The sequence below is a fragment of the Pseudomonas sp. NPDC089734 genome (assembly GCF_044748865.1).
Classification (GTDB): domain Bacteria; phylum Pseudomonadota; class Gammaproteobacteria; order Pseudomonadales; family Pseudomonadaceae; genus Aquipseudomonas.
Genome location: NZ_JBIVGV010000013.1, coordinates 11,938 through 24,660, shown reverse-complemented (window position 1 = coordinate 24,660; position 12,723 = coordinate 11,938). Strand labels below are relative to the sequence as shown.

The window sequence follows — 12,723 nt, the reverse complement described above, 5'->3', positions numbered from 1 at the left end:
CCCTCTGATACCGCCATGTCCCGACTCAATCCCCGGCAGCAGGAAGCCGTGAACTATGTCGGCGGCCCTCTTTTGGTGCTCGCCGGTGCAGGCTCCGGCAAGACCAGCGTGATCACACGCAAGATCGCCCATCTGATCCAGAACTGCGGCATCCGTGCCCAGTACATCGTGGCCATGACCTTTACCAACAAGGCGGCGCGCGAAATGAAGGAGCGGGTCGGTACCCTGCTCAGGGGCGGCGAAGGTCGCGGCCTGACGGTTTCGACCTTCCATAACCTGGGCCTGAACATCATCCGCAAGGAGCATGTGCGACTGGGCTACAAGCCGGGCTTCTCGATCTTCGACGAAACCGACGTCAAGGCCCTGATGACCGACATCATGCAGAAGGAATACTCGGGCGACGACGGCGTCGACGAGATCAAGAACATGATCGGTGCCTGGAAGAACGACCTGATCCTGCCCCCCGAAGCGCTGGCCAATGCCCGCAACCCCAAGGAGCAGACAGCGGCCATCGTCTACACCCACTATCAGCGCACGCTCAAGGCGTACAACGCGGTGGACTTCGACGACCTGATCCTGTTGCCGGTCAAGCTGTTCCAGGAACACGCCGACATTCTGGAAAAGTGGCAGAACAAGGTCCGCTACCTGCTGGTGGACGAATATCAGGACACCAACGCCAGCCAGTATTTGCTGGTCAAGCTGTTGATCGGCACCCGCCACCAGTTCACGGTCGTAGGCGACGATGACCAGTCGATCTACGCCTGGCGCGGGGCGCGGCCGGAAAACCTGATGCTGCTCAAGGAAGACTACCCGTCGCTGAAAGTCGTGATGCTGGAGCAGAACTATCGCTCCACCAGCCGCATCCTGCGCTGCGCCAACGTGTTGATCTCCAACAACCCCCACGCCTTCGAGAAGCAGTTGTGGAGCGAGATGGGCCACGGCGACGAAATCCGTGTGATCCGTTGCCGCAACGAGGACGCCGAAGCCGAACGGGTGGCGATGGAAATCCTCACCCTGCACCTGCGTACCGACCGCCCCTACAGCGATTTCGCCATCCTCTATCGCGGCAACTACCAGGCCAAGCTGATCGAGCTGAAACTGCAGCACCATCAGATTCCCTATCGCCTGTCGGGCGGCAACAGTTTCTTCGGGCGCCAGGAAGTGAAAGACCTGATGGCCTACTTCCGCCTGCTGGTGAACCCGGACGACGATAACGCCTTCCTGCGGGTCATCAACGTCCCGCGCCGGGAAATCGGCTCCACCACGCTGGAAAAACTCGGTAACTACGCCACCGAGCGTAAGGTGTCGATGTACGCCGCCACCGAGGAAATCGGCCTCGGCGAGCATCTGGACAGCCGTTTTACCGATCGCCTGCAGCGCTTCAAGCGCTGGATGGACGGCGTACGCCAGCAGTGCGCACAGAACGACCCGATTGCCGCGCTACGCAGCATGGTCATGGACATCGACTACGAGAACTGGATTCGCCAAAACAGCTCCAGTGACAAGGCCGCCGACTACCGGATGGGCAACGTCTGGTTCCTGATCGAAGCGCTGAAGAACACTCTGGAAAAAGACGAAGATGGCGGCATGACCATCGAAGAGGCCATCGGCAAGCTGGTCCTGCGCGACATGCTCGAGCGTCAGCAGGAAGAGGAAGACGGTGCCGAAGGCGTACAGATGATGACCCTGCATGCCTCCAAGGGTCTGGAGTTCCCTTACGTGTTCATCATGGGCATGGAAGAGGAAATCCTGCCGCACCGCTCCAGCATCGAAGCCGACACCATCGAGGAAGAACGCCGTCTGGCCTACGTTGGCATTACCCGTGCACGGCAGACGCTGGCGTTCACCTTTGCCGCCAAGCGCAAGCAGTACGGTGAAATCATCGACTGCGCGCCCAGCCGCTTCCTGGATGAACTGCCGCCGGACGATCTGGCCTGGGAAGGCAACGACGATACGCCCACTGAAGTGAAGGCCGTACGCGGCAATACAGCCTTGGCGGACATACGCGCCATGCTCAAGCGTTGATACCTGTACAGAAAACGATCATTTATTGCGCACTGGCGCGCCCGAGGAACCGAAGTGGAAGCACTGCACAAGAAAATTCGCGAGGAAGGCATCGTGCTTTCCGATCAGGTCTTGAAGGTCGATGCGTTTCTCAACCATCAGATCGACCCGGTATTGATGAAAGCCATCGGTGACGAGTTTGCCCGGCTGTTCGCGGATGCAGGCATCACCAAGATCGTCACCATCGAAGCCTCGGGCATTGCCCCGGCGGTGATGACCGGTCTGAACCTGGGCGTGCCGGTGATCTTCGCGCGCAAGCATCAGTCGCTGACCCTGACGGAAAACCTGCTGTCGGCCACGGTGTACTCCTTCACCAAGCAGACCGAAAGCACGGTCGCCATCTCGCCACGGCACCTGAACAGCCAGGACAACGTGCTGATCATCGATGACTTCCTGGCCAACGGCAAAGCGTCGCAGGCCCTGATTTCGATCATCAAGCAGGCAGGCGCCAACGTCGCCGGGCTGGGCATCGTGATCGAGAAGTCCTTCCAGGGCGGCCGCGCCGAACTGGATGCGCAGGGCTATCGCGTCGAATCCCTGGCACGGGTCGAGTCGCTGGTAGGCGGCGTAGTGACCTTCAAGTAGGCGTCAGTCAGCCACACCGAGCGCACGCAAGCGGCGGTACAAGGTGCGCTCGCTCAACCCCAGCTCTCTGGCCAGTTCACTGCGCGAGCCCTTGAACACGCTCAGCGCATGGGCCAGTTTCTCCATCCCGTCGTCCTTGCGACCTGACCCCGATAAGTGGGCCTCCGCACTCCCCTGAACCTCGGCAGGCAAGTCCTGAACCCGAATGATGCCGTCGTCGGTGAACAACCGGGCGCGTTCGAGGATGTTGCGCAGCTCGCGGATATTGCCGGGGTAGTGATAGAGGCAAAGCCGCTGCATCGCCGCCGGATCGATACGTGGAACGCCGACCTGCGACGAGCGCTGCAACAGGCTGTCGATCAACAGTGGCAAATCTTCGCTGCGCTCGCGCAAGGCGGGCAGCCGGATCGGAAAACCGCTGATGCGGTAGAACAGGTCCTGGCGGAAGCTGCCTTCGGCCACCATGTCCTTGAGCGGCTTGTGGGTGGCGCAGACCAGCCGGAAATCCGAATGCACCGTTCTCAGGCTCCCCACAGGACGAAAGCTGCCGGACTCGATCAGCCTCAACAGCTTGACCTGCATCGCCAGCGGAACCTCACCGATCTCATCGAGAAACAGTGTGCCGCCATGGGCCGCTTCGGCCAGGCCTGTCTTGCGTTGCAGGGCACCGGTGAACGCCCCTTTCTCGTAGCCGAACAGCTCGCTTTCCAGCAAGGTTTCGGTCAACCCCGTGCAATCGACCACCACCAGCGGACCGTTGACCCTTGAGCTGCTGGCATGCAGGGCACGGGCAAACAGCTCCTTGCCGGTGCCCGACTCACCTTGCAGCAGAACCGGAATCTGCGCAGGCGCGGCACGCTGAAGCTCGGCCAGCACCCGCTTGAACGCTGCCGAGCGCCCCACCAACCCCTGCTGTTGTGGCTGAACCGAGGCCACGGCCACGCTGCTCAGGCGTTCGACATAAGCAATGACAACCCCCTGATCGTCGAGGATCGGGCGCAGCTCCACGTCCACATGCTCAGGGCCGCGCGGCGTGTGATGGATATGCAGCAACCGCTCCGGCAGACGGGTTTCATGGGCCTTGCGCATCGGGCAATGCTCCCCCGCCTGATCGCAGGGTACGGCGAACTGATGGGAAACCCGGTAGCACTTCTCGCCAACATGGGGCCTGCCCTCGACTCCGAACTGACGTTGGTAGGCCGTATTGGCGGCAATGATGTTGTAGTGCGTGTCCAGAACGATGGTCGGACGCTCGTCGTGCTCAAGGTAAGACACCAGAGACTGCATCTGACTTCCGGGGAGGTGACCTGCGATGAATGACATGAGCGCTCCTGTTGACCGGCGCACAGCTTAACGCAATTGACTGCCACGACCTGCCAATCACTGCCAAATGACTGCCAAAACATGGCAGTCATTTCAACGAACGGACGCTGCGCCATCCGCCTTCCATTGACCGGGATCAAGGGTTTTCAAGGCCTCCAGCCCACCAGCATCGATTGGCATGCTTATTGACAATGACAAACAAAGACTGCCAATCGCTGCCTGACTACGATTGAGGAAGTCATGCCATTTGCAGCCACGGGGGATGCCGCCATGATCATTGGCGAAACGTTATACGTCGAAGCACTGTTCGACCGTCACACATGGACAGTCAGTTATCTGGTGATGGACCAGGCCAGTCGGCAGTGCGCACTGATCGACAGTGTGCTCGATTACGACCCGAAATCCGGACGCACCCGCACCGACTCGGCCGATCGCCTGATCGAACGCGTCCGCGCCCTGGAAGCGTCGGTGCAATGGATACTGGAAACCCACGTCCATGCCGACCATGTCTCGGCCGCGCCGTACCTGAAACAACAACTGGGTGGCCAGATCGCCATCGGCAGCCATATCACAGCCGTGCAGCAGGTTTTCGGCGAGCTGTTCAATGCCCCCGCAGAATTCGCCCGCGACGGCACTCAATTCGATGTATTGCTGGATGACAATGCCACCTTCTCCATCGGGTCACTTCAGGCCCGGGCATTACACACGCCCGGCCATACGCCTGCCTGCATGACCTATACGGTTCAGGCAGGCGACGAAACGGTCGCGTTCGTTGGCGATACGCTGTTCATGCCCGATTACGGCACCGCCCGTTGCGACTTCCCGGGGGCCGATGCCCGAACGCTGTACCGTTCCATCCAGCGGATTCTGAGCCTGCCCCCCAAGACCCGGCTGTTCATGTGCCATGACTACCTGCCCAATGGCCGTGAGCTGCAATACATGACCACCGTGGCCGAGCAGCGCGCCCACAACATCCATGTGCATGAAGGCATCGACGAAGACGCCTTCGTCAGCATGCGCGAAGCACGGGACGCGACCCTGGACATGCCGGTCCTGATGTTGCCGTCGGTGCAGATCAACATGCGCTGCGGCCACTTGCCGGAGCCGGAAGACAACGGCATCCGCTACCTGAAAATCCCGCTTAACGTCCTTTGAATCGCTGCGTGCCTCTGGAAAACATGCCATGACCCTGACAACCACAACCCACCAGATCCTGATCGTCGGTGGCGGAGCTGCCGGTATAGCGACCGCGTCGAGCCTGCTGGCCCGCGACGCTTCGCTGGAGATCGCCATCGTCGATCCCGCCGACACGCATTATTACCAACCGGGCTGGACGCTGGTCGGTGCGGGGGTATTCAAACCTCAGTCGACCGCACGCAGCATGGCCTCGCTGATCCCCAAGGGCGTGCAGTGGATCAAGGCCGCCGTGGCAACCTTCGAGCCCGACCACAATGCCGTGACGCTGGAGGACGGTCGTGTTCTCGGCTATGAACAACTGATTGTCTGTCCCGGCCTGAAGCTGGACTGGGCGGCGATCGATGGCCTGGTCGAAACCCTGGGGGCCAATGGCGTCACCTCCAACTATCGATACGATCTGGCCTCCTACACCTGGGAACTGGTCCAGAATCTCAAGGGCGGACAGGCCCTGTTCACCCAGCCCCCGATGCCCATCAAATGCGCTGGCGCACCTCAGAAAGCGATGTACCTGTCCTGCGATCACTGGCTCAGGTCCGGCCATCTGGCGCAGATCAACACCCGGTTCTACAACGCCGGGGCCGTGCTGTTCGGTGTGCCGGACTATGTGCCCGCGCTGATGAAGTACGTTGAGCGTTACGCCATCGACCTGCAATTCAGCCACAGGCTGGTGGCCGTCAATGGCCCTGCGAAGCGCGCAACCTTCATACAGACCCGAGCCGACGGCACCACCGAAACCCTCGAGCAAGGCTTCGACATGTTGCATGTCGTACCGCCCCAGACAGCCCCGGACTTCATTCGCTCAAGCCCTCTGGCCGATGCGGCAGGCTGGCTGGACGTGAACCCGGCGACGCTGGTGCATCGTCGGTTCTCCAATGTGTTCTGCCTGGGCGATGCCACCAATACCACCAATGCCAAAACGGCAGCGGCAGCCCGTAAGCAGGCTCCCGTGGTGGCCATCAACGTGCTGGCGGCACTGGGACGCACCTCGAAACAGGCCGTTTACGACGGTTACGGCTCCTGCCCGCTCACCGTGGAGCGGGGCAAGATTGTGCTGGCCGAATTCACCTATGGCGGCAAGGTTGCCCCCAGCTTTCCAAGCTGGCTGCTGGATGGACGCCAGCCAACACGGTTGGCCTGGTGGCTGAAAGAACGTGTGCTGCCCCCGCTGTACTGGCAAGGCATGCTCCGGGGCCGCGAATGGCTGGCCAGCCCCAAAGAGGCTGTCGCCCAACATGGATGAGCATCAACTGCTGGGCGCAGCTCTGGGCACGATCATTGGTGCCGTGCTTGCACTGACCGGTGCAGGTGGCGGCATTCTGGCCGTGCCGTTGCTGGTTTTCGGCCTGGGATTATCAATGGTCGAGGCCGCCCCCATCGGCCTGCTTGCCGTGGGCATGGCGGCGGCGCTCGGCGCGGTGCTGGGCCTGAGACAGGGCATTGTCCGCTACCGCGCCGCGGCCTATATCGCCGGGGTCGGTGTGCTGATGGCACCATTGGGTCTGTGGGTCGCCCATCGCGTGCCCAATACACCGCTGGTACTGATCTTCTGTGCCGTGATGCTGTATGCCTGCGGGCGGATCTTCCTGAAAGCCCATCACGAGCTGAAAGACGGGCCACCCGCCTGTCGTCAGGAAGTCTTGCCTTGTGTGCTCAATCCGCTGCAAGGTCGACTACGTTGGACAATGCCCTGTGTCCGGGCCCTGACGTTGACCGGCATGACGTCGGGGCTGCTGTCGGGGTTGATCGGTGTAGGAGGTGGCTTTGTGATCATTCCGGCACTGACCCGCTACAGCGACCTGAACATGAAAAGCGTCGTTGCCACCTCACTGGCCGTCATTGCACTGGTCTCGACCGGCAGCGTGATCACGGCATCGCTGGCCGGCGTCATGCACTGGAGCGTCGGCGCTCCGTTCGCGCTGGGAGCAGTGATTGGCCTGATGGTTGGCAGGCAGGTTTCCCGCTACCTTGCAGGCCCGCGCTTGCAGCAACTGTTTGCCATCGCCGGATGGATTGCTGCGGCCTTGTTGATGTTCAGCGTCATGGCTTGAGAGGACGATCACGATGGTTATCGACTGGCTTCACTTCACCCCCTGGTCCGCACTGGCAGGTGGCCTGCTGATCGGGCTGGCCGCCAGCCTGTTTGTGCTGGCCAACGGGCGCATTACCGGTATCAGCGGTTTGCTGAGCAGCCTGCTGCAACCCGGTGAAGGTCGCAGCGAGAAAGCACTGTTCATGCTCGGCCTGCTGATCGCCCCCCTGATCTGGGGATTGTTCAGCGCCTTGCCTGCCATGTCGTTTGAAACCTCATGGCCCGGCCTGATCGTGGCAGGTCTGCTGGTCGGTATCGGGACACGCTATGGCTCCGGCTGTACCAGCGGTCATGGCGTGTGCGGGATCGCCCGCCTTTCTCCACGTTCGATGGTGGCGACCATGACCTTCATGCTGGCGGGTTTCGCCACAGTCTTCATGCTTCGCCATCTGTCGGGGATCTGACCATGCGTACATTCACAGCCCTGTTGGCAGGCGTGCTTTTTGGCCTCGGTCTGCTGATGGCGGGCATGACCAATCCGGCCAAGGTTCTGGGCTTTCTCGACCTTGCGGGGCAATGGGACCCTTCACTGGCGCTGGTCATGGTCGGCGCTATCGTCGTGGCCTTCTTGCCGTTTCGCTGGGCTGGCAAACGCCGCCAGTCATTGCTCGGCGCGCCCATGCAACTGCCCGTCAGCCGTACGCTGGACAAACGACTTGTCGGAGGCAGCCTGCTGTTCGGCATCGGCTGGGGCGTTGCCGGGCTGTGTCCGGGGCCGGCCGTTGCGACGCTGCTGACGGCTCAGTGGCAACCGCTGGTTTTTGTTCTTTCAATGCTGGCGGGCATGCTGATCTTTCGTGTGCTGGAGCATCGCTCAACACGCTGACCCGGCAGAGTTCTGCAACCCGGCCAGCAGCAGGCGCTGGTACAACTCTTCGCGCAAGCCTTGAGGCTGGGCGAGTTGCATACGCTCCAGGTGCTCGGTATAAGCCGCAGGCTCGGGCGCATCCAGCGTGGCCTTGCCCAGCTCCAGAATCTCGGTGAGCTTGAATTTGCTCTTGAGCCAGTTCAAGGCCCGCAACAGATCGCGCTCTTGCGCCGTGAAATCGCAGCCCAATGGATATTCGGTGAACAACGTCGGGTAACGGGACGCGATGTCCTGCAAACGCTCGGGCGTGTTCTGGGTAAAGCGCGGATCGAGGTGGAAATCCCTCGGGAGCTTGCCGGCCTTCTGTGCCTGTTCGATCAGACCGCTCTGAAAGCGCGAGTCACTGATGTTCAGCAGGCGCTCGATCACCGTGGCATCGGTCTGGCCGCGCAGATCGGCAATGCCGTACTCGGTCACGACAATGTCGCGCAGATGCCGAGGGACCGTCGTATGGCCATAGTTCCAGACGATATTGGAACTGACCTCGCCTCCCGACTCGCGCCAGCTGCGCAGGATCAGAATGGAGCGCGCATCTTCCAGTGCATGGGCCTGGGACACGAAGTTGTATTGGCCGCCGACGCCGCTGAGCACACGGCCATCGTCCAGTTGGTCGGACACTGCCGCGCCCATCAGCGTCATGGTGAAGGCGCTGTTGATAAAGCGCGCATCGCGGCGCTGCAGACGCTTGAGCTCTTCATTGCCATACAGCTCGTTGATGTAGCTGATGGCCGTCATGTTGAACTGTGCCAGCCGCTCGGCAGGCAGCTCACGCAAGCGCTCATAAAAACTCTGCGGCCCCAGAAAGAATCCGCCGTGCAGCACGACGCCATCGGGGTGGACACTTTCATCGAGGGTCCCGAGGTTGGCCAGCCGTTGCAGCTCGGCATCGGCATACACCTTGCGCCGCACGATACCGGCATCGGCCAGTACCAGCAGGCCGTTGACGAACATTTCGCTGCACCCGTAAAGCCCGGTGGCAAACGGCTGGGTACCACCCTCCCGGTCGATCATGGTTTGCCAGTTGCTCATGTTCAACTCGGCCAACAGACCGCGATAGGTTTCGTTGTTGGCCTGTCGGGCCAGCAGCGCGGCGGTCAGCGCGTCGCCCATGGAGCCGATGCCGATCTGTAAGGTGCCACCATCGCGCACCAGCGTACTGGCATGCAGGCCGATGAAATGGTCCTGAAAGCCCACCGGCATGTTGGGAGTCGAGAACAGAACGCTACGCTCTTCCTCATCCAGCAGCAGATCGAACGCGTCGACATCCAGCTCCGAATCTCCCGGCATATAGGGCAGATCGGCGTGGACCTGACCCAGCAGCAGAATCGTCTCGCCCGCCGCCCGTCGTTTGGCGATCCTCGGCAGCAGGTCGAGGGTCACGTCGGGGTTACAACTCAGGCTCAGCTTGCCGGGATGCTGCTCATCGCGGGCGACCAGTTGGCCGATGAGGTTCAAGCCACAGGCATTGATATCCCGCGCCGCATGGCTGTAATTGCTGCTGACGTAGCTCTGCTGGGCGGTATCGCTATGGAGCAGGCTGCCCGGCTGCATGAAGAACTGCTGGATATGAATGTTCGGCGGCAGGCTGTCGCGACGCAGAGCGGCCAGAAACTCCAGCTCCGGGTAATCCCCGAAAACCCGCTCCAGGAACGGTTCCAGAAAACGCGCCTGCAACCCTTCGCCCGCCGTCGGCCGCCCCAGGCTCAAGGCGGTATAGATCGTCAGTTGCCGCTCGGGAAGTTGCCTGATGCGTTCGTACAACGCATTGACGAACCGATTGGGCTTGCCCAGCCCCAAAGGCATGCCCATATGAATATGCTCGGGCAACTGCGCGAGCACATGATCGACGGCTTGCTCGATGGAACAGGACTTCGGCATCCAGACTCTCCGGGATTATGGCGCGATGGAGGTTGGACCGTCGTCAGTGGGCAGCGTTGCGGCGTGGGGCGGGATTTCTTACAGGACGGGCTTGGCATCGCTCTGCTTGCTTGCAAAAACGTTGGTACATCCCGTCAATATTTATCGCCTGATACCGCGCTTTCGCGGCCAAGGCCGCTCCCACTTTAGAAGTGCGTTTCCCTGTGAACACCCACAAAAAAGCCGCCATGGCTCAGGCAGTCCATGGCGGCTTTTTGTGCAGCGTGCGGCTTATTTCAGGCCGGACATTTTCTCGATGGCGCCTTTGAGCTCGGCATCGGAGCAGTCGCCACAGGTGCCTTTGGGTGGCATGGCGTTGACGCCGGTGATGGCTTTGGCCAGCAGGCCGTCTAGACCGCCTTCTTTCTTGGCGCGTTCGCCCCAGGCGGCACCATCACCGATTTTCGGAGCGCCCAGCAGGCCAACGCTGTGGCAGGCGGTGCAGTGTTTGGCGATGACATCGTCCGGCGTTTTTGCGCTGCCGCCACCGGCTGATGCGGTGACTGCCATACCTGCGCATTCCTTGCCTTGAATACAGACCTGTCCGACCGGTTCCAGTCGTTTGGCAATTTCATCATTCGTCGCTGCCTGAGCGTTGAATGCCCAAAAAGCCAACATGGCAGCCACTGCCAGTATCTTGTTTATCAGGTTCACGCTTACACCCTCATGGTGACTAATCACGCCCGCGACCACGGTTTGGCAGGCCGGCGAATTATAACGGCTAGCCCTTGGGCCCGAAACACCCCTACAAGAAGAATGGTTATTAGCCTGATAACCCGTTCAGGGGGTGCCTGAGCTGCCAGCCCGTATACATGAGGCGCTTGCGCGCTTTCCGATCAGAAATTGGCCGGTGTGGCTGCGCTGATTAGTCGCGCCGGAATATCGAACGGATTGCGGAATCGATGCGGTCGGGTACTTTCAAAATAGTAGCTGTCGCCCGCTTCGAGGATGTAGGTGTCCAGACCGACGACCAATTCCAGCCGTCCCTCGACCAGAATTCCGGTTTCCTCGCCTTCGTGCACCAGCATTTCTTCACCGGTATCGGCGCCTGGCGGGTAGATTTCGTTGAGAAAGGCGATGGCCCGGCCAGGGTGCGACTTGCCCACCAGTTTCATGGTCACGGCACCGTCCGATATATCGATCAGCTCGCTGGCCTTGTAGACCACCTGGGTCGGATTTTCGGGTTCAAGCTCTTCGGAAAAGAACTCGACCATGGACATGGGAATGCCGCCCAGCACCTTGCGCAGGGAACTGATCGAAGGGCTGACGCTGTTCTTCTCGATCATGGAGATGGTGCTGTTGGTCACACCTGCACGCTTGGCGAGTTCACGCTGGGACAGGCCCTTGAGCTTGCGAATGGATTGCAGCCGTTCACCGACGTCCAATGCGGCATTCCCCCTGGTTCGGTAAGGTTAAAGTCGAGATGAACGCCATGATGGCAACAGCGTTCAGTATTTACAACACCTCGGACTTTAACCGGCCGTACCAGGAAGCTGGGCAGACGGGAAGTTATGAGTAGATACGCGGTACACGCCGCAGATTGCAGAAGATCTGGTACGGAATGGTGCCAGCCCGCGCCGCCACATCGCTGGCCAGCACGTTTTTACCCCACAGTTCGACCTGACTGCCCAGCCCGGCCTGGGGCAAGTCGGTCAGGTCCACGCACAGCATGTCCATGGACACACGCCCTAACAGTTGGCTCGGCTGGCCGTCGATCCAGACGGGCGTTCCGGTCGGAGCCTGGCGCGGGTAGCCGTCGGCGTACCCCACGGCAACCACCCCCACACGTGTCGTGCGCTCAGTGACGAACGCCGCACCGTAGCCGACGGGTTCTCCCGCAGGCAATTCGCGCACGCAGATGACTTTCGATTCCAGCGTCATGACCGGCTGCAAGCGATCGGCCAGGGCCTGAGGCTGATCGAAGGGTGTGGCCCCGTACAGCATGATGCCGGGGCGCACCCAGTCGCTGGGAATATTCGGCCAGCCCAGCACGGCAGGCGAGTTACGCAGGCTGACTTCTGCAAGCAGCCCCTGACGAGCAGCCTCGAATACGGCGAGCTGCTCGTCGCTGCGTGGACTGTCCAGCTCGTCGGCACGCGCGAAGTGGCTCATCAAGACGATCTTCGCCACCTTGCCGGTCGCCAGCAGGCGCTGATAACCCGCCTGATATTCGGACGGGTGCAGGCCCACACGATGCATGCCGGTGTCGAGCTTGAGCCACACGGTCAGGGGCTTGCCAATGTGCGCCTTCTCGATTGCGTCCAACTGCCATGTCGAATGCACGACGAACCACAGGTCATGTTCGACAATCAGCGCCAGTTCGTCGGCCTCGAAAAAACCTTCCAGCAACAGGATCGGCGCGCGAATGCCCGCTTCGCGCAACTCCAGCGCCTCTTCGATACACGCCACGGCAAACCCGTTGGCTTCGGCTTCCAGGGCCTGGGCCACACGCACGGCACCATGACCATAGGCATCGGCCTTGATGACGGCGAGCGCCTTGGCACCGGTGCTTTCACGAGCCAGTCGGTAATTGTGGCGCAAGGCTTGAAGATCGATGAGGGCACGGGATGGACGCATGGCTGAATAGTTCTGATATAAAAAAATTAAAGGTAACGTCTGGCCCCCGTCCTGTAGGAGCGAATTCATTCGCGAAGACCCACGCCTGCACGAATGAATACAG

Annotated in this window: 12 protein-coding genes; 7 read left to right on the top strand and 5 right to left on the bottom strand. The window is 60.9% G+C overall.

Annotated features, from left to right (window positions below; translation table 11 throughout):
* The first annotated feature begins 15 nt into the window (after window positions 1-15).
* The gene (gene rep / locus ACIPY9_RS16765) at window positions 16-2,025 is read left to right on the top strand and encodes a DNA helicase Rep (RefSeq protein ID WP_400703523.1); all 2,010 of its coding nucleotides are present in this window, start codon (window positions 16-18) and stop codon (window positions 2,023-2,025) included.
* Window positions 2,026-2,079: 54 nt separating this feature from the next.
* Complete coding sequence (locus tag ACIPY9_RS16760) at window positions 2,080-2,649, top strand: xanthine phosphoribosyltransferase (RefSeq protein ID WP_400703520.1); 570 nt, start codon at window positions 2,080-2,082, stop codon at window positions 2,647-2,649.
* Window positions 2,650-2,652: 3 nt separating this feature from the next.
* Here ACIPY9_RS16760 and ACIPY9_RS16755 read toward each other — a convergent pair whose 3' ends face one another.
* Complete coding sequence (locus tag ACIPY9_RS16755; protein WP_400703517.1) at window positions 2,653-3,972, bottom strand: sigma-54 interaction domain-containing protein; 1,320 nt, start codon at window positions 3,970-3,972, stop codon at window positions 2,653-2,655.
* 270 nt (window positions 3,973-4,242) lie between these two features.
* Here ACIPY9_RS16755 and ACIPY9_RS16750 point away from each other — a divergent pair, with 270 nt between their 5' ends.
* Genes ACIPY9_RS16750 through ACIPY9_RS16730 form a run of 5 tightly spaced genes read left to right on the top strand, consistent with a single transcriptional unit; the run spans window position 4,243 to window position 8,084 of the window.
* The gene (locus tag ACIPY9_RS16750; RefSeq protein ID WP_400703867.1) at window positions 4,243-5,127 is read left to right on the top strand and encodes an MBL fold metallo-hydrolase; all 885 of its coding nucleotides are present in this window, start codon (window positions 4,243-4,245) and stop codon (window positions 5,125-5,127) included.
* A 28-nt stretch (window positions 5,128-5,155) separates the two neighbouring features.
* Window positions 5,156-6,409, top strand: a complete 1,254-nt coding sequence (locus tag ACIPY9_RS16745) for an FAD/NAD(P)-binding oxidoreductase (RefSeq protein WP_400703514.1) — start codon at window positions 5,156-5,158, stop codon at window positions 6,407-6,409.
* A complete protein-coding gene (locus ACIPY9_RS16740; RefSeq protein WP_400703511.1) occupies window positions 6,402-7,217 on the top strand; it encodes a sulfite exporter TauE/SafE family protein in 816 nt (271 codons plus the stop codon). The genes ACIPY9_RS16745 and ACIPY9_RS16740 overlap by 8 nt, the downstream gene beginning before the upstream one ends.
* Before the next feature lie 13 nt (window positions 7,218-7,230).
* Window positions 7,231-7,662, top strand: coding sequence for a YeeE/YedE family protein (locus ACIPY9_RS16735; RefSeq protein WP_400703508.1), 432 nt, complete (start codon window positions 7,231-7,233; stop codon window positions 7,660-7,662).
* Between the two features lie 2 nt (window positions 7,663-7,664).
* Window positions 7,665-8,084 (top strand): DUF6691 family protein, encoded by a 420-nt coding sequence (locus ACIPY9_RS16730; RefSeq protein ID WP_400703505.1) that lies wholly within the window; start codon window positions 7,665-7,667, stop codon window positions 8,082-8,084.
* Here ACIPY9_RS16730 and ACIPY9_RS16725 read toward each other — a convergent pair.
* The 4 genes from ACIPY9_RS16725 to alr form a co-directional block, all read right to left on the bottom strand.
* Window positions 8,073-10,004: an acetyl-CoA hydrolase/transferase C-terminal domain-containing protein gene (locus tag ACIPY9_RS16725; RefSeq protein WP_400703502.1), complete on the bottom strand. Its 1,932-nt coding sequence runs from the start codon at window positions 10,002-10,004 to the stop codon at window positions 8,073-8,075. The genes ACIPY9_RS16730 and ACIPY9_RS16725 overlap by 12 nt on opposite strands.
* Before the next feature lie 270 nt (window positions 10,005-10,274).
* Window positions 10,275-10,697, bottom strand: coding sequence for a c-type cytochrome (locus ACIPY9_RS16720; RefSeq protein ID WP_400703499.1), 423 nt, complete (start codon window positions 10,695-10,697; stop codon window positions 10,275-10,277).
* Between the two features lie 182 nt (window positions 10,698-10,879).
* Window positions 10,880-11,428, bottom strand: a complete 549-nt coding sequence (locus tag ACIPY9_RS16715) for a cupin domain-containing protein (protein WP_400703496.1) — start codon at window positions 11,426-11,428, stop codon at window positions 10,880-10,882.
* A gap of 124 nt (window positions 11,429-11,552) precedes the next feature.
* Window positions 11,553-12,620, bottom strand: coding sequence for an alanine racemase (alr, locus tag ACIPY9_RS16710; RefSeq protein WP_400703493.1), 1,068 nt, complete (start codon window positions 12,618-12,620; stop codon window positions 11,553-11,555).
* Window positions 12,621-12,723: the final 103 nt, after the last annotated feature.